The sequence below is a fragment of the Achromobacter semiaridum genome, from assembly GCF_053543755.1.
On sequence record NZ_JBLVOL010000018.1, the window covers coordinates 33,006 to 48,785 of the forward strand.

Sequence of the window (15,780 nt, forward strand, 5' to 3'; positions counted from 1 at the left end):
CCCAATTTCTGGCCCGAACGCACACCGGACGGCCCGTTCCGTCTTTTTTTTACGCCCGCGAAAAATGAAATTTAGCGGTCAGCGCGATTCGCGCAGTCTTTAATCAAAGGAGCGGGGCCATGCCGGGAGTAGCAGGGCGCTCCGGACGTAGGCCCAAGCCGGTAGATAAGAAGCTGGCCGCCGGAAATCCGGGAAAGCGCAAATTAAATACTGATCAGCCCGACTTTACGCTGGTCCGGACAGTGGATTGTCCAGAGTGGATGGGGGAGTTTGGCCGTGCCTTGTGGGACACCGTGGTGCCGCAGTTATGCGGCCAACGGCTGATCCTCGCCACCGACGTGCAAAATCTAGAGGTGTACTGCGCTGCCTACAACCAGTTTCGCGAAGCGGAGCAGCACATAGCGCGGAACGGCCTGGTCGTGGATGGCGCCCAGGGTGGCGCGGTAAAGAATCCAGCTTTGACGGCAAAGAACGAGGCAGTCAAGCAGATGGCAACTTATGGGGCGATGCTCGGCCTGGACCCGTCCAGCCGTCAGCGTTTGATTGGTCCCAAGAAGCCCAACGAGAAAAACCCGTTTGCGGCGCTCCTGGGCGGGGGCTGATGTATGGCGGCGCCGCAGTATCCCCGGGTAGCGCAGGCGCTGAAATTTGCAAAGAATGTCGTCAAGGGAAAGGTGCCTGCATGTCGGTACGTGGTGCTGGCGTGTCAACGCCACCTTGACGACCTGGCAGCGTCCAAGGCAGCGAGTTATCTCTACCGCTTCAACGCGGCGGAGGCAGAAAAAAAGCTCGCTTTGATCGAACTCATGCCCCACACAAAGGGAGAGTGGGCCTTTAAACAACAGTCGGTCACGCTGGAGCCGTGGCAGAAATTCGGATTGGCGTGCACTTTCGGCTGGGTTCACAAGAAGGGTGGCCTTCGTCGGTTTCGAGAGTCGTACTGGGAAGTTCCCAGAAAGAACGGTAAGAGTGTTATCGCGGCTGGCGTCGGCATTTCGATGTTTGCAGCCGACAACGAGTTCGGCGCTGAGGTGTACTCGGGCGCGACCACTGAAAAGCAGGCCTGGGAGGTTTTCCGGCCGGCTCGCTTGATGGTTCAGCGTTCTCCCGGCCTGGTTGAATACTTAGGCATCGAGGTAAACGCGCAGGCCTTGGCCCGCCCGGAAGATGGAAGCCGGTTCGAGCCGATCATTGGCAACCCTGGCGATGGTGCATCGCCATCTTGCTCAATCGTGGACGAGTACCACGAGCATGATTCAGCGGTTCTGTACGAAACGATGCTGACCGGCATGGGAGCGCGCCAGCACCCCCTGATGTTCATCATTACGACCGCTGGCGCCAACATCGAAGGCCCGTGCTACGACAAGCGGCGGGAAGTCATCGAGATGCTGGAGGGGCTTGTCCCGAACGATGAGCTGTTTGGGTGGATATGGACCCTGGACGAAGGCGACGATTGGACAGATCCCAGGGTGTTGGCGAAAGCAAACCCCAATATGGGCGTGTCGGTGTATGCCGAGTACCTAATCAGCCAGCAGCAGCGCGCAATCAAGCAGGCTAGGTTCACCAATACCTTCAAGACGAAGCACCTAAACCTGTGGGTGACCGCCAAAACTGGATTTTTCAACCTTCAGCAGTGGGAAGCCTGCAAAGACGAGACGCTGCGCCTTGAGGATTTCGAGGGCGAAAGTTGCTTTCTTGCGTTCGACCTCGCGCGCAAGCTGGACATGAACAGCATGGCGCGTGTTTTTTGCCGGGTCATCGACGGCAGGCGCCACTATTTCAGTGTGGCGCCACGTTTTTGGGTTCCCGAAGATACCGCGAACGACTCGGACAATCGGCGCATGGCCGAGCGCTTTCAAAAGTGGGTGAACACGGGCCATCTGTACACGACGGATGGCGCGGAAATCGACTATCGGGAGATTCTTGCGGAGGCTGTGGATGCACACAGCCGCAATCCCGTTGAGCAATCGCCGATTGACCCGAGCGGCGCGACAAACCTATCGCACCATCTGGACGATGACGGACTCTCGCCCGTCACCATCGTGCAGAACTACACAAACATGAGCGATCCCATGAAGGAACTCGAGGCGGCCATTCGCTCGGGCCGCTTTCATCACGACGGGAATCCAATCATGACATGGTGCATTGGAAACGTCATCGGCAAGCACTTGCCGGGTAATGACGACGTTGTTCGACCTATCAAACAGGGCAACGACAACAAAATCGACGGCGCTGTGGCGCTGATTATGGCGGTTGGCCGCGCAATGCTGTCAGACCGTGGCGGTTCGGTGCTGGATAACCTGACCGATGACGACATTCTGGTGATGTGACATGAAGAATCTGCTGATTGATGCGGCTGGCCTGGCTGGCTTTTGCTGCGTGGCGACCGGGGTGTATGTGCAATTCGGTGCCGGCCCCGCACTTCTGGCCGCCGGTTCCTTGCTGCTCGCATTTGCGCTGCGCGCCGCTGCCGGGGGGAAGCGATGATCTTGTCTTCGCTTTTTGAAGGGCGCAGCCTGGAAAGCCCCTCTGTGCCGCTGACTGGCCAGAACCTGCAAGAGTACTTGCACGGGGAAGGCAAGCGCATCGCAGTGACGCCGGAGGCGGCTCTTTGCCTGTCAGCGGTATATGCGTGCCACTACGTGCTGTCCAGCAACGTGGCGCAGCTGCCTGCGGTCGTTCTGCGCCGTCAAGGGAACCGGATAGAACCAGCGACCGACCATCCGGCTTTTGATCTGATCCATTCCAAGCCGAACGACTGGCAAACCAGCTACAAATGGCGCGAGACGAAGCAGCATCACGTCTTGGGTTGGGGAAATGGCTACACGCGGATCGTGAGACGCCGTTCCGGCGAACTTCAGTCACTGGAGTTCTGCTTGCCATGGGCTACCACGCTGATTAAGCCCGCTGGGCGATGGATCTATAGCACGACGGACGAAGATGGCAAGGCGATGGCCGTGGCGCCGGAAGACATGGTGCATATCCGCGCATTGGGCTCGTCTGGCCGAATGGGCAAGAGCATCATCCAGCAGCACGCTGACATGCTCGGGTTGGGCCTCGCTGCGCAGCGGTATGGGCGAGAATTCTTTGAAGGTGGTGGCCGCCCGACCGGAATTCTCACCGTCAAGGGCGACCTCAACAAAGATACCTGGGGGCGGCTGCGGGAGTTCTGGAGTAAGGCTGTGTCGCGGCTTATCCAGTCGGAGAACAAAACGCTTCTGCTGCCGGCAGACCTTGACTATCGCGCGCTGACCATTCCGCCAGAGGCCGCGCAGTTCCTTGAAACGCGAAAGATGAACCGCACTGAGATCGCGGCCATCTATAACGTGCCAGCGGACATGATCAACGATCTGGAGCGCGCCACCAATTCGAACATCACGGAGCAGAGCATTCGCTTCGTGCGCTACTCGATGATGCCTTGGGGCGTGAATTGGGAGCAGGAACTCAACAGCAAGCTGTTCACACCCGCCGAGCGACGCGCCGGCTACTACGTCAAGCTGAACCTTGCCGGACTGCTGCGCGGTACGCCGAAAGAGCGGGCGGAGTTCTATCACGCGGCCATCACTGATGGCTGGATGGACCGTAATGAGGTCCGCGCCCTGGAAGACCTCAGCCCCCGTGAAGGGCTGTCGGATTTGCTTATCAGCGTCAATGCTAAGCCGGCCGCTGAGGTCGGAAAGCCGCCGGCAAACCCGCCGGCTGAAAGCCAATAGGGACAACCATGAAAGACCTTGAAATGCGCACGCTGGGCAACCAGCCGTGTGAGCTTCGCACGTCTGGCGAAGGTGAAACGGAGCGCCCGCAGATCGCTGGCTACGCCGCAGTGTTCAACACGCGTAGCGCGCTGCTCTTCGGCACGTTCGTGGAGGAAATTGCCCCTGGCGCGTTCGATGACGTCATGGGCGATGACGTACGGGCGCTCTTCAATCACGACCCGAATTTCGTCCTGGGGCGTACGCGAAGCAACACGCTGCGGCTGGAGATTGACTCTCGTGGCCTCGCCTACACCATCGACCCACCGGAAACGCAGACGGTCCGCGATCTCGTACTGACGCCGCTGAAACGCGGAGACGTGACTGGATCGAGTTTTGGCTTTCGCGTCGCGCCGGATGGCGACGAGTGGCGCCGCGAAGGCGAAATCATCGTCCGAACGATCCACAAGCTGGCTGAACTGCGCGACGTGTCGCCGGTCACGTACCCAGCTTATGGCGATAGCCACGCCGCCCAGCGTTCGCTGGAAAGCTGGAAGAAGATGGCCGAAAGCGTCCAGGATCTGGCCGCCAAAGCTGTACACGAGCGTCGCGCACGCGAGCGCTTCCTTGAACTGACATCTCTCACATCAATTTAATCGGAGTCGATATGACCCTTGCAGAACTGAAGCAAAAACGTGCGCGGATCGCTGCTGAAATGCGCACGTTCCACGACGCTCAAGGCGAAACCGCCTGGGGCGACGAGCAGCGCTCCAAATGGGACGGCATGAAGGCCGACCTGAAGAAGCTGGACGAGCAGATTCAGCGCGAAGAAGAATTGCGCGATACCGAGCAGCGTTACGTCGAAGACAACGCCGGCAAGTTGGCAGCGGAAGCCGCCGCTGCGGCGGGCAACGGAAGCCCCGACGAGCAGCGCACCCAGGCATTCATCAAGTTCGTGCGTCATGGCGCAGGCGAACTGACCTCGGAAGAGCGCAAGATGTTGCTGGAAGCCCGCGCTCAGGGCGTGACTGGCCCGGAGAAGGGTGGCTACACCGTTCCGACGACGTTCCTGGCTAAGGTGCAGGAATCCATGAAGCAGTACGGGGGCATCGCCAGTGTCGCGCAGGTGCTGGTTACTGACGGCGGCAATCCGATCGAGTGGCCTACGAGTGACGGCACCAATGATGAAGGCGAGCTGATCGGCGAAAACACCGACGCCGGCGAAAAGGACGTGGAATTCGGCATGGACGCACTGGGCGCCCACAAGCTGACCTCCAAAGTGATTCGAGTGTCGAACGAGCTGCTCTCGGACTCGGGCATCGATATGGAGATGTACTTGGCGGGTCGCATCGCCTCGCGTATCGGCCGTGCCGAATCCCGCCTGATCGTCATGGGTACGGGGACCGGCTCGCCCGCCCAGCCCAAGGGCTTGGCCGCGTCTGCCTCTGTCGGGAAACAGACCACCGCTGCGGGGGCTTTCACCTGGAAGGAAGTGAACGGCTTGATTCACTCTATCGATCCGGCCTACCGCAATGCGCCCAAGTTCCGCTTGGCGTTCAACGACGCCACGCTGCAAGCCCTGGAAGAAATGGAAGACGGCAATGGCCGCCCGCTGTGGATTCCTGGTCTCGACTCCAACGCGCCGGCCCGGCTGCTCAAGTACCAGTACGTGATCGATCAAGCCATTCCGTCGGTGGCCGCCGGTGCGAAGTTCATGTTCGCGGGCGACTTCGATCAGTTCATCCTGCGCCGCGTTCGCTACATGGTGCTCAAGCGCCTGGTGGAGCGCTACGCCGAATATGACCAGACCGGTTTCCTGGCTTTCCACCGCTTCGGGTGCGTGTTGCAAGACACTGCGGCCATCAAGGCATTGCAGGGCAAGGCTGCCTAACTACTTTCGGGGCGGGCTGAGCAATCGGCCCGCTGACCTCAATGCTCGATTTGGAAGAAGTTCGAGAGCAGCTGCGCATTGAAGCCGAGGACACCAGCGATGTATTGCTGGGTCGGTACGTGGGCGCGGCTGTGCGGAGATTCCAGGCGCGGACACTTCGTCAGCTTTTCAAAACTGCGGCGGATATTCCTGAACCTGCTCCTGCCAACGCGCTGGTTCTTGAAGATGATGTGGTGCTGGCGCTGCTTTTGCTCATCGGTCACTGGGACAAGAACCGCGAGGCCGCCACCGATCTCGAGCTTGCCCCGATCCCGTACGGCTTCGAGGAACTGGCCGCGCCATACCGTTGGTGGCCGGATTAGGAGGGACCATGCAAAAAGCAGGCAACCGCAACCGCCGAGTGCCGATTCTTCGTCGCGAAGAGGGCAGAGACGCTGCAAACGAGCCGCTTGAGCGGTGGACGGTCGTGGGGAAGGCCTGGGCCTCCATACGCTTCGTCTCGGGCGTGGCGGCGATCAAGGCGGGCGCTGAGCAGGAGATTGCCAAAGCCAGTGTACGTCTCCCGTATAGACGCGACGTGGTGATGGGGATGCGCATCACGCGGGGGGCGGATACCTACGTGGTGGATGCGGTCCTCCCCGATGAAGAGCGCCGGCAACATGTTGACCTTGTTTGCCGCTTGCTATCTGCGAGGGAGACTTGAGCGATGAGACAGGCCAGAAAGCACAGCGCCCGTTCGGTCGCGTTCTCGTTTGAGGGCGACATTGCCGGCCAGGTCGCCGCGTTTGTTAAGCAGGTGCAGGAAGAAGCGGTGCGCCCGGCGGCACACGCGATGGCAGTTGTTCTCTATGACGAAATGCGGGCGCGGGTTCCGTTCCATATGGGAAAGCTCCGGGCTGCTATCTATCGCTGGTTCGATGCGTCCGATTCCGGCCCGGATAGAAAAACCTACTTGGTTGGCGTGAATAAAAGCAAGGCTCCCCACTGGTGGCTGGTCGAGCATGGCCATTGGCGCAAATACGCCGTGCTGAGGCGGCCTGACGGCTCGTACGTCACGCTGAAGGACCAGCCGCTAAAAACGCCTGTCTTCGAGCCGGCGCAACCGTACCTGCGGGTATCGATCGATGCGAAGCTAGGCGCAGCGGTTGAGGCTGGGCGGCGCCGAATGGCGGAAAAGCTCGGGGAGATTCTGAATGCTTGAGCCGATGATTGTTGCCGCCCTTGCCCCTCTTGTGGAGGGCCGCGTATTTCCCGATACCGCAGCCGGCGACACGCCCATGCCGTTCATGACGTACCAACAGGTCGGGGGGCGCGATGTCGTGTTTGTGGACGGGGAAACGGCGGACAAGCAGGGCGCTCGCGTCCAGATCAATGTCTGGGCGAAGTGCCGCCTGAACGCATCCGGCCTGATTGCGGCTGCCAGGGCGATCCTGTGCGGGGCGCCGACGTTTGCTCGGCCCGAGGGTGGACCGGTGTCCCTCACGGACCCGATCACCGGGTTCAAGGGCGCCACGCAGGATTTCATGATCTGGCACGACACGCTATGACGACACCTCATGTATCCACCGGCTCTACGGTCGGTGTCAGCGCCGTCCTTCCGTCCACGTTGACGCGCTCGGCGTTCGACGCATTGGCCTATACGCCTGTCCGTGGCGTCCGGGTGCTGAGCAGCCTGGGCAAGTCGTATCAGAACGTTCCCTTTCACCCCATTGGCGCGGCGGTCCCTTATCAGCGACGTGTTGCCCAGGCCGCCGCTTCGCTACCGCTGGAGATGTACCGCCTGGTCGATCCGGGCCAGGCCTTGCTGCGCGCAGCGCTTGATTCTGAATCCAGCTTCAGCTTTCGCGTAACGGTTCCGGGTATCGGGCATCACTATTTCACCGCCCGCGCCTCTAGCCGAATGCTGGGCATCGGTGGCGGCACCGATATCGCTGTCACCAGCGTAGCGCTCGAAATCGACAGCCCGATTTTTGAGCCGCCGTAATCCTCTTTGATGGCCCGCTGGGCCGAGACCGCCCCTTTGTGGGGCAACACCACACAACCCGCCTCGTGCGGGTTTTTTTCGTCCCGAGATAGGAAGCCCACAATGTCAGTATCCCTCCCCAATGGCGTGATCATCGCGCTGGCGACCGCATATGGCGCGTCGAAGAACATCACCGCTCTGACCAATGCCAATCCGGCCGTTGCGACCAGCGCCGCTCACGGCATCACCAATGGCGCGCTTGTCGAAGTGAAGTCCGGCTGGCAGAAGATCAATGAGCGCATCGTACGTGTCGCCGAGGCCGCCGCTGGCGCCTTCTCGCTGGATGGCATGAATACGTCCTCCCTGGTGCAGTTTCCCGCAGGCACCGGCGCCGGCTCCGTGCGTGAAATCACGGCGTTTACGCAGATCACGCAGATCCTGGAAACCAGCACGTCCGGCGGCGAAATGCAGTTCGCCACGTACAGCTTCCTGGAAAACGATTTCGAAGCGCAGATCCCGACGCAAGCCAGCGCGCAATCGCTCGCGCTGACCATTGCCGACGATCCGACGTTGGCCGGCTACAAGGCGCTGCAAGCCGCTGCGGAGACCCGTGAAGTGCGCGCCCTGCGCATCACGTTCCCGAACGGTTCGATGATTCTCTACAACGGCTATGTGTCGTTCAACGAGACGCCGACCATGACCAAGGGCGAAGTGATGGGCGTGCAGGCCACGTTCTCGCTGCTGTCGCGCCCCGTGCGCTACGCCGCCGCATAAGTGAACCGCGAACCTGCCGCCCGTATTGGTCGGCAGCGCGAACCAAACACCCTCTCGGAGTACATCCCATCATGGCAAAGACAAAATTCACCCTCAATCCGGCCCCCACGTTCAAGAAGAAGGTTCCGTTGCCCGTCCCCGGCGCGGGCTATGAAGATGTGGAGTTCACCTTCAAGCATCGCACCAAGGAAGAATTCAAGCAGTTCGCCGAAGGACTGGCAGAACGCACCGATGACGTCCAGCTCTTGCTGGACATTGCGTGCGGCTGGGAACTGGACGATGCCTTTGACCAGGAGAACATCGAACGCCTGGTTCAGGGCTACGTCGGTTCCGCGCGTGCCGTGCTGGGCGCCTACATCGACGAACTCAGCAAGGCGCGCCTGGGAAACTAAAGGCGCTGGGCGCCGCCCTCTACGAGAAGGCGCCCGACCCGCGGGAGCTGGCGGCATTCGGGCTTACTTCGGACGATGTGGCCGGCGATCCAGTCGACATATGGCCGGAGAACGAAGCCGCGTTCATGCTGTTCTTCGCGATGCGCTCGCAATGGCGCATCGGTATGGGAGGGGCGACGGGATTGGACTACTGCGCCCTGTTCCACAAGATGGATCGCCTGAACCTCACGTCAGAGCAGTACGAAGAGTTGGAAGAGCAGGTGCGCGTCCTTGAGTTTGCCGCCCTGGAAGAGATAAACCGGAAGTAGCCCGCCACGAGCGGGCATTTTTCATTTGGGCTGACCATGGCGAAAGTTATTGCGGAAGGCGTCATTGCCGTCACCGGTGACACCTCCGGCTTGTCTGCCGCGATGGCGGACGTTGCGCAAGAAACGGGCAAGGCGAAGAGGTCGTTGGATAGCCTGGGGCGCGGTGCGTCGGCCAGTCTTAACAAGGCGGCCGATAGCAGCAGCCAGGCTACCAAGAAGATTGAGCGCTCCACGCAGAGCCTCATCGGACAGATTGAGCGGCAGATCGCCGTAACCGAGGCGGGCGCTCGTGGCACGGCGGCCTACTTTCAGGAAATCGCCAAGCAGCGAGGCGTTGACGCCAACCAGCTCAAGCCCTATCTGGATCAACTGAACGCGGTTACGGCTAAGCAGACTCAGGCCAAAGTGGCGTTGGCCTCCACCGAGCCGGTTATGCAGCAATTGGGCATGTCTGCAAAGGCGACGGCGGCGGCGATGCGCGGTGTGCCGGCGCAGTTCACCGACATCATCACGTCCCTTCAGGGCGGCCAACGGCCCATGACTGTGATGCTTCAGCAGGGTGGGCAGCTCAAGGACATGTTTGGCGGGATTGGACCCGCAGCGCGAGCCATGGGAACTTACATCCGTGGCCTTATCAGCCCCATGACGCTGGCGGCGGGTGCAGTGGCGGCCCTCGGCTTCGCGTACTACAAAGGTTCTCAGGAGACCTCGGCGTACGTCCAGACGCTCGTCAAGACCGGCAACGCGGCCGGCGTGACCGCTGGCCAGTTGCAGGTAATGGCCGAGCGAATCGGCGCAACGGTCGGTACGCAGGGCCAAGCTGCGGCGGCGCTGAATGTCTTCGCAGGCACAGCGAAGGTGGGTGCGCAGAACTTGGAGGGTTTTACGGCCGCTGCGATTCGCTGGGAGAAAGTGACCGGCACGGCAGTGACCGATACCGCCAAGGCGTTCGAGGATTTGGGTAAGTCGCCGCTTGAGGCCTCGCTCAAGCTGAACGAAGGTATGAACTACCTGACGGCCAGCACTTATGAGCAAATTCGCGCTTTGGATCAGCAGGGAAAGTCGAGCGAAGCGGCGGCCGTGGCGCAGAAGGCTTATGCGGATGCCTTGAACGAGCGCGCCCCAAAGCTCACCAGCAGTCTTGGCACGCTTGAGCGTGCTTGGGTCAGTGTGCAAGGCGCGGCCAAGGGCGCGTGGGATGCCATGCTGGATATTGGCCGGCCTGCCACTGCGGAAGACGCCATCGCGAAGACGGAGCGGGAGGTTCGCCAGCGGCAGGAGAACATCAGGCTTGCTCGCGCGGGCGGTGCCACGGTATCAGCGAAGGAATTGAGTGGCCTCGATGGCGCCCAGGCTGAACTGGGGGCGATGTTGGCGAAGTCCGCTGCCGCTGTCGCTGCTGCGCAGGCGGAAAAGAAGGCCGTCGAGGATCTGGCCGCCGCGCGCGCTCGCGCCGAATATTTGGACGACCCTACGCGCAATACCAAGCCGCAGCAACGCGCCAAAGCCCTCGAGGCGGAGGCCAATGCCTATCGGAAAGCGGTGGTGGGCCTGGTCGCGGGGACCGACGAGTATCGCAAGGTGTATGCCGCGCACCAAGCCGCGTTGGCTGATATCGAGAAGCGGTTTGAAGACAAGGGACCAGGTAAAGGCCCGAGCGCGACCGAGAGCGAAGCCGCCCGCTTGCGGGCGCGCATCGTCGAAGAAAAGGCGCTGGCCGTGGAACTGGCCGAGCGTGGTCTGCAAACCAGCAAGCTCAACGAGCATGAGCGGCGCGCCGCTGAGATTGGCGAGTTGCTTCAAGGCAATTTGAAGGGAGCCGCGCGCGCCGGCCTGGAGCGCACACAGGCGCTAGCCGCCGAGGCAGGCGCCCTGGCGCGCACTAACAAGGAAACGGCAGCGTTCCTGGAGTCGCGCGCGAAGTACATGCAGGAGTTGGAAGAGGGCGTCGGAAAGATCAGCCTGGAGGCCGCCGCAATCGAAGATCAGGTTGCCACTTACGGGCTGAGCAAGGCGGCGCTGGAGCGTCTGACTATCGCGCGCTTGTATGACCGCAAGGCAACGCTGGCCGGGTTCGAAGGGTCGGAGCGCGAAGTTGCACTCATTGAACAGGAAATCGAGGCCCGGGAACGCCTTTCTGCCGCGATCAGCGCCAAGGACGTGAAGGACGCCCAAAAGAAGATCGCGGACGACGCAGCGCGTGATTGGGAGCGCAGCGTGGATAAGTACGGCGACGTGTTCCGGATCGGCTTTGCCGACATGCTGAACAACGGCAAGGAGGGCTGGAAGTCGTTCACCAAGTCGCTGACCACGACATTTAAGACAACGGTCGCGGACCAGCTGTACAAAATGTTTGCGCAGCCCATTGTTGTGAACATGGTCGCCAATCTGGCGGGCATCATGGGCGGCACGTCCTCTGCGGGCGGTGCCGTGGCGTCTCTGGCCGGTGCGGCGGGGCAAAGCGGTTCGTTTGGGGGCCTGGGCCTGATGAACGTACTGAGCGTTGCCAAGACCGCATACGGCGCCCTGACGGGTGGGATCACTGCGTCCCTCGCTTCTGGCGTGTCCGCCATTGGCAGCGCTATCGGGTCAACGGCGGCTACGCAGTTTGCGTTGGGCATGACAGGGCAGGGTGCCACGCTGGCCGCTGGCTTGGCAGGCCCGACGACTGCGGGAAGCGCGGCGGCCAGCGCTGGTTCGATGGCCGCTGGCGCAATCCCGGTGGTGGGCTGGATTGCTGCCGGCATGATGGCTTCTCGTTCGCTCTACAAACAGGGATGGGATGCGGGCAATGGCACGATGGCGCCGATTGCCAAGTACAACCCGATCACCGGGCCGTCGCTGTGGACCGACAAGATTCTGCGGGCGGTTGGCGTCAAGGGCGAATGGGCGTCGATGCTGTCCGGCTCATCCACCATCGCGAGGCTGTTCGGAATGCAGCCGAAAAAGTACGGCGACACGTCGATTGCTGGCGAGTTCGGCACGCTCGGTTTCATGGGCCACAACGAAACACCCTGGACTCAAAAGGGTGGGGTGTTCCGCAGCAATAAGAAGGGGGTGCAATACGGTTCGCTGGACAGCGAATTCATGGAGTCCATGACGGCCTCCTTTGAATTGATGAAGATGGGCGTCGGCGCGCTTGCGGATTCTATTGGGGTGTCTTCCAAGACGTTGGACACCTACAGCGAGCGCATCAAGGTCACGCTGACGAAGGACGCCGAAGAGAACCAGAAGCTCATCGACACGATGCTGGCAAACGTCGGCGAGAACATGGTGCGCGCGCTGATTCCCGACATAGACCGGTTGGCGGCCGAGGGTGAATCTGCCGGTCAGACACTTGCGCGGTTGAGTGACAGCTTGGCGAACGTCAATTCTTCCTTGAAGCTGCTTCGCCATGACCTGCTGGACGTGTCCCTGATGGGTGCGGAAACGGCGACTAAAGTCGCGGCGGCCTTCGGCGGTTTGGAGAGCTTTACGAATGCCAGCCAAGCGTTCTACGAGGTGGCATACACCGAAGGCGAACGCGCCAAGTTCAGCTTGGCGTCGATCGGTGATGCGCTCCAATCGGTCGGCATCGATATGCCCAACACCATGAAGGAGCTGAACAAGGTCGCGTTGGCACTGGATTTGACGAGCGATTCGGGGCGCGCGGCCTATGCCACTTTGATTTCTCTGGGGCCTGCATTTGCTGCGGCGATAGAAGCATCTGAAAGGGCGGTGCAAGAAGCCGCTGCGGCATTGTTTGAGCCGTTTGTTGGGCGCGGGGCATCGTTACCCGCATTGTCCGGTGCGGCACTGGCGTTTGATGAGGTGTCGGATAGCGCATCGGCGGCTACGGCGACAGTCGGGTATATCTCGCGTTTGTTCTTGATCCTGGACTCTGGCCTTATCCAGTTCAACGGCAATCTGACCAGCGTTTCTGCGGAAATGACTGCCGGGCAGGAGGCATCCGCACTGCTGGGCGATCAGATCGCGGATCTGCGGGCGCAAGCCGGCGGCGCGATCATCGACTTTGCGGGATTAGGCACCGCGCTCGCCGCACTTGATACCGATACCTTCGTGGCGACGATGGCGCAGGCATTCCAGAATCTGGCAAGCCGTTTTGCTGGGTTGTTGGATGGCATCAATGCCGAGCGGGTGGCAGTACGTGAGGCGGCGCGCGGAATCATAGACGCCAAGGTCATGACGCCACAGGCCATTGCGAAGGAAATCGCCGGCGTCAACACTGTGGGGCCGAGCAATGCAGGGCTGATTGCTGCCTCTGGCCGCCTGACCGCGGCTGATGCGTTGGCGGCGCAGCGGGTAGCGGAACGCAAGCAGCGAGAGGATGCATACAACGCCGTACAAGGAAGCTACGACAGTGCAACCTCGGGGCTTGCAACCGCCCAGCAACGGGCGGCCGAAGCCCAGGCGCTGCTGGAAAAGCTCCACTGGGATATTTACGCGCCGAAGACCGTCCCGTACAAAAAGAAGAACTGGGAGGAGCTGGACGCGGCTCGAAGCGTGGCGCAATCACAAATGCCAGCAGCCCAGGCGGCGTGGGAGCAGGCCCAAGCGGCTTTGCGAGCCGCCGAGGCGGCAGCGGCTGGTGCTCCTGCTCTCGGAGACGTGGCCCGCTTGCAGGCTGAGTATGCGGCTTCGGTGACAGCAGCGGCCAGCGCTCAGGCCGCTGCGACCGAGGCGGCAACGAACGCCAAGAACCAGCAGACGGCCTACGCGGACGCATTGCAGAAGTTCGGGCTTGATGCAACGAAGTCGGTTTCTCGGTTGAGCGAGTTGCGCGCGGAAACGGTGCGTTACTACGAGGCCCAGAAGGCGTTGGCCGGCTTGATGGCGCAGAGCGCAGCTGGGCTTCGAAAGTCGGTTTCGGACTACCGCTACAGCCAGCTTTCCCCCGAGGATCAGTTTGCTTCGTTGCAGGGCGACTATGCGAAGGCATACGCAAGCGCGATGGGTTCGGATGGGGAGGCGCTGGCCGGCTATGCCGACAAGCTCAACGCACTCCTTCAACCGATGCTAGAGGCGGCGAAGGATTCGTTTTCATCCGATGCCGCCTATCAGGCATTCGTTGCTACGGCGCTGGCGCGGGCCGAAGCGGTTGCCGGCCGCCTGGATTCCGTGGCGCCGAAGGACTACGCCAAGGAAAGTTTGGACCTGCTTGCGCAGATCGATGCCACCCTGGCCGCCCTTGAAACGTCGGCGCTTAGCGGTGAACAGGTGATCACGAATGCGATCAACGCCAGCCGCGATGCAACGGTGAACGGACTTCGCCAAGTGGTTAACGCGTTGACCGGCCAAGCCGTCGCAACATTTGCAAAGGGGGGCGACCATGCCGGCGGCTTGCGCCTGGTCGGCGAGCGCGGGCCGGAACTGGAGGTGACCGGCCCTTCGCGGATTTTCAGCGCAGAACGTACTCAGGCAATTCTCTCCGGGGGCGGCAATCAAGAGTTGCTGCTTGCTGAACTGCGGGCGTTACGCGAGTCGAACGAGGCGCTGCGGGCGGAAGTTGCCAGCTTGCGCATCGAGGCCCGGGCGACGGCCAGCAATACCGGCAAGACCGCGCGCCAGCTTGACCGGCTGGAAATCGACGGGATTGTGGTCCGTACCGAGGCAGGCGCACCTCTTCAGGTGGAAGGCACATGAAAGTAATCAAACCCGTCGTGATCGGTCCGGCACAGCTTATCTATTCGAGCGTGCCGGACAGCGATCTGCCTGCATACGATTCGGCAACCGACTATCCCCTGGGGGCGCAAGTCCTCTATGAATCGATCATCTACGAGTGCGTCCAGGCGCCGAACAAAGGCCATCAACCGGACCTGTCGCCGCTCTATTGGGCGGCGGCGGGGCCGACCAACAAATGGCTCATGTTCGATAGCGAGGTCAGCACGCAGACGGTCGCGGCCAGCCCGCTGGCAGTGGTGGTCAAACCAGGGATCACGAACAGCCTGGCGCTGCTGGAGCTGGGCGGCTCGCATCTCTCGGTGGTGGGCAGGGACGGCCCCGCAGGGCCAATCATCTACGAGCACTCGCGTCAGTTGGAGGGTTCGATTGTTTCGAACTGGTTTGAGTACTTCTTTGAGCCGTTCATACCGCTATCCGAGGTGGTTCTCACAGATATCCCCGCATACGGGAGTCTGCATCTTGAGGTAACTATCAGCGCGCCGGGTGCGGGCGTGGCGTGCGGCGCCATGATTTGCGGCAGTGCCTATGAGGTCGGTGAAGTCGAGTATGGGGGCAGCGCCGGGATCATAGACTACAGCCGCAAAGAGACGTCCGCAACAGGGGTAACGACGTTTCGGCGTCGTCGCTTCTCGCGTCGAATGTCGCACCGGCTATGGGTCGATTCAGCCCGTTTCAATGCGGTCTATCGACTCCTGTCCGGTCTTCGCGCTACGCCTTGCGTCTGGATTGGTACGGACGCGGAGGGCTACGGCCCGCTCACGATCTTCGGCTTCTACCGGGATTTTTCTTTGGAAATCGCTTATCCGCTGGTTTCCTATTGCAGCTTAGAAATTGAAGGACTCACCTGATATGGCGATCACAGCATTACCGAATCCGCCGAGCCGTAGTGACCCGGCGAATTTCCCCGAGCGTGCGGATGCATTCATGGCCGCGCTGCCGACGTTTGCCCAAGAGGCGAATCTGCTACAGGCCCAGGTCAATGAAGCCGCCGACGCGGCGGGCGATAGCGCCAACGCTGCGGCGAGCAGCGCGCAGGACGCAGCAACTAGCCGCAATCAGGCCACGGCGAAAGCGGCCG

At 61.3% G+C, this 15,780-nt stretch carries 17 protein-coding genes; all 17 read left to right on the top strand.

What is annotated here, in order from left to right:
- The first annotated feature begins 119 nt into the window (after window positions 1-119).
- Window positions 120-602 (top strand): phage terminase small subunit P27 family, encoded by a 483-nt coding sequence (locus tag ACNPP0_RS05530; protein ID WP_104145969.1) that lies wholly within the window; start codon window positions 120-122, stop codon window positions 600-602.
- A 3-nt stretch (window positions 603-605) separates the two neighbouring features.
- Window positions 606-2,330: a terminase large subunit gene (locus ACNPP0_RS05535; RefSeq protein ID WP_448705232.1), complete on the top strand. Its 1,725-nt coding sequence runs from the start codon at window positions 606-608 to the stop codon at window positions 2,328-2,330.
- 1 nt (window position 2,331) lies between these two features.
- The gene (locus tag ACNPP0_RS05540) at window positions 2,332-2,487 is read left to right on the top strand and encodes a hypothetical protein (RefSeq protein ID WP_189371716.1); all 156 of its coding nucleotides are present in this window, start codon (window positions 2,332-2,334) and stop codon (window positions 2,485-2,487) included.
- The gene (locus ACNPP0_RS05545) at window positions 2,484-3,713 is read left to right on the top strand and encodes a phage portal protein (RefSeq protein ID WP_104145959.1); all 1,230 of its coding nucleotides are present in this window, start codon (window positions 2,484-2,486) and stop codon (window positions 3,711-3,713) included. Before ACNPP0_RS05540 ends, ACNPP0_RS05545 begins: the two co-directional genes overlap by 4 nt.
- A gap of 8 nt (window positions 3,714-3,721) precedes the next feature.
- Complete coding sequence (locus ACNPP0_RS05550) at window positions 3,722-4,348, top strand: HK97 family phage prohead protease (protein ID WP_448705233.1); 627 nt, start codon at window positions 3,722-3,724, stop codon at window positions 4,346-4,348.
- A gap of 11 nt (window positions 4,349-4,359) precedes the next feature.
- Complete coding sequence (locus ACNPP0_RS05555; protein ID WP_448705234.1) at window positions 4,360-5,583, top strand: phage major capsid protein; 1,224 nt, start codon at window positions 4,360-4,362, stop codon at window positions 5,581-5,583.
- A 41-nt stretch (window positions 5,584-5,624) separates the two neighbouring features.
- Window positions 5,625-5,945 (top strand): head-tail connector protein, encoded by a 321-nt coding sequence (locus ACNPP0_RS05560; RefSeq protein WP_448705235.1) that lies wholly within the window; start codon window positions 5,625-5,627, stop codon window positions 5,943-5,945.
- An 8-nt stretch (window positions 5,946-5,953) separates the two neighbouring features.
- Window positions 5,954-6,286, top strand: coding sequence for a phage head closure protein (locus ACNPP0_RS05565; RefSeq protein ID WP_448705236.1), 333 nt, complete (start codon window positions 5,954-5,956; stop codon window positions 6,284-6,286).
- A gap of 3 nt (window positions 6,287-6,289) precedes the next feature.
- Window positions 6,290-6,784 (top strand): HK97 gp10 family phage protein, encoded by a 495-nt coding sequence (locus tag ACNPP0_RS05570; protein WP_104145982.1) that lies wholly within the window; start codon window positions 6,290-6,292, stop codon window positions 6,782-6,784.
- A complete protein-coding gene (gene gp17 / locus ACNPP0_RS05575) occupies window positions 6,777-7,130 on the top strand; it encodes a DUF3168 domain-containing protein (protein ID WP_448705237.1) in 354 nt (117 codons plus the stop codon). Before ACNPP0_RS05570 ends, gp17 begins: the two co-directional genes overlap by 8 nt.
- Window positions 7,127-7,567, top strand: coding sequence for a hypothetical protein (locus ACNPP0_RS05580; RefSeq protein ID WP_146073953.1), 441 nt, complete (start codon window positions 7,127-7,129; stop codon window positions 7,565-7,567). The genes gp17 and ACNPP0_RS05580 overlap by 4 nt, the downstream gene beginning before the upstream one ends.
- A 102-nt stretch (window positions 7,568-7,669) precedes the next feature.
- Entirely contained in the window at window positions 7,670-8,320 is a 651-nt protein-coding gene (locus ACNPP0_RS05585) for a phage tail protein (RefSeq protein WP_448705238.1), read from the top strand.
- Between the two features lie 71 nt (window positions 8,321-8,391).
- A complete protein-coding gene (locus ACNPP0_RS05590) occupies window positions 8,392-8,712 on the top strand; it encodes a phage tail assembly chaperone (protein WP_189371703.1) in 321 nt (106 codons plus the stop codon).
- A 47-nt stretch (window positions 8,713-8,759) separates the two neighbouring features.
- Window positions 8,760-9,020, top strand: a complete 261-nt coding sequence (locus ACNPP0_RS05595; protein WP_448705323.1) for a DUF1799 domain-containing protein — start codon at window positions 8,760-8,762, stop codon at window positions 9,018-9,020.
- Window positions 9,021-9,056: 36 nt separating this feature from the next.
- Window positions 9,057-14,663 carry a phage tail length tape measure family protein gene (locus ACNPP0_RS05600; protein ID WP_448705239.1) on the top strand — a complete coding sequence of 1,869 codons (5,607 nt, stop codon included), beginning with the start codon at window positions 9,057-9,059 and terminating at the stop codon, window positions 14,661-14,663.
- The gene (locus ACNPP0_RS05605) at window positions 14,660-15,550 is read left to right on the top strand and encodes a hypothetical protein (protein WP_314359032.1); all 891 of its coding nucleotides are present in this window, start codon (window positions 14,660-14,662) and stop codon (window positions 15,548-15,550) included. The genes ACNPP0_RS05600 and ACNPP0_RS05605 overlap by 4 nt, the downstream gene beginning before the upstream one ends.
- A gap of 1 nt (window position 15,551) precedes the next feature.
- The coding region (locus tag ACNPP0_RS05610; RefSeq protein ID WP_448705240.1) for a hypothetical protein at window positions 15,552-15,780 on the top strand (229 nt) is incomplete at its 3' end.

What these genes read in the sequence shown, in the direction of transcription:
- ACNPP0_RS05530 (WP_104145969.1), top strand. Translation starts at nt 120, where the DNA reads ATGCCGGGAGTAGCAGGGCGCTCCGGACGTAGGCCCAAGCCGGTAGAT.
- ACNPP0_RS05535 (WP_448705232.1), top strand. Translation starts at nt 606, where the DNA reads ATGGCGGCGCCGCAGTATCCCCGGGTAGCGCAGGCGCTGAAATTTGCA.
- ACNPP0_RS05540 (WP_189371716.1), top strand. Translation starts at nt 2,332, where the DNA reads ATGAAGAATCTGCTGATTGATGCGGCTGGCCTGGCTGGCTTTTGCTGC.
- ACNPP0_RS05545 (WP_104145959.1), top strand. Translation starts at nt 2,484, where the DNA reads ATGATCTTGTCTTCGCTTTTTGAAGGGCGCAGCCTGGAAAGCCCCTCT.
- ACNPP0_RS05550 (WP_448705233.1), top strand. Translation starts at nt 3,722, where the DNA reads ATGAAAGACCTTGAAATGCGCACGCTGGGCAACCAGCCGTGTGAGCTT.
- ACNPP0_RS05555 (WP_448705234.1), top strand. Translation starts at nt 4,360, where the DNA reads ATGACCCTTGCAGAACTGAAGCAAAAACGTGCGCGGATCGCTGCTGAA.
- ACNPP0_RS05560 (WP_448705235.1), top strand. Translation starts at nt 5,625, where the DNA reads ATGCTCGATTTGGAAGAAGTTCGAGAGCAGCTGCGCATTGAAGCCGAG.
- ACNPP0_RS05565 (WP_448705236.1), top strand. Translation starts at nt 5,954, where the DNA reads ATGCAAAAAGCAGGCAACCGCAACCGCCGAGTGCCGATTCTTCGTCGC.
- ACNPP0_RS05570 (WP_104145982.1), top strand. Translation starts at nt 6,290, where the DNA reads ATGAGACAGGCCAGAAAGCACAGCGCCCGTTCGGTCGCGTTCTCGTTT.
- gp17 (WP_448705237.1), top strand. Translation starts at nt 6,777, where the DNA reads ATGCTTGAGCCGATGATTGTTGCCGCCCTTGCCCCTCTTGTGGAGGGC.
- ACNPP0_RS05580 (WP_146073953.1), top strand. Translation starts at nt 7,127, where the DNA reads ATGACGACACCTCATGTATCCACCGGCTCTACGGTCGGTGTCAGCGCC.
- ACNPP0_RS05585 (WP_448705238.1), top strand. Translation starts at nt 7,670, where the DNA reads ATGTCAGTATCCCTCCCCAATGGCGTGATCATCGCGCTGGCGACCGCA.
- ACNPP0_RS05590 (WP_189371703.1), top strand. Translation starts at nt 8,392, where the DNA reads ATGGCAAAGACAAAATTCACCCTCAATCCGGCCCCCACGTTCAAGAAG.
- ACNPP0_RS05600 (WP_448705239.1), top strand. Translation starts at nt 9,057, where the DNA reads ATGGCGAAAGTTATTGCGGAAGGCGTCATTGCCGTCACCGGTGACACC.
- ACNPP0_RS05605 (WP_314359032.1), top strand. Translation starts at nt 14,660, where the DNA reads ATGAAAGTAATCAAACCCGTCGTGATCGGTCCGGCACAGCTTATCTAT.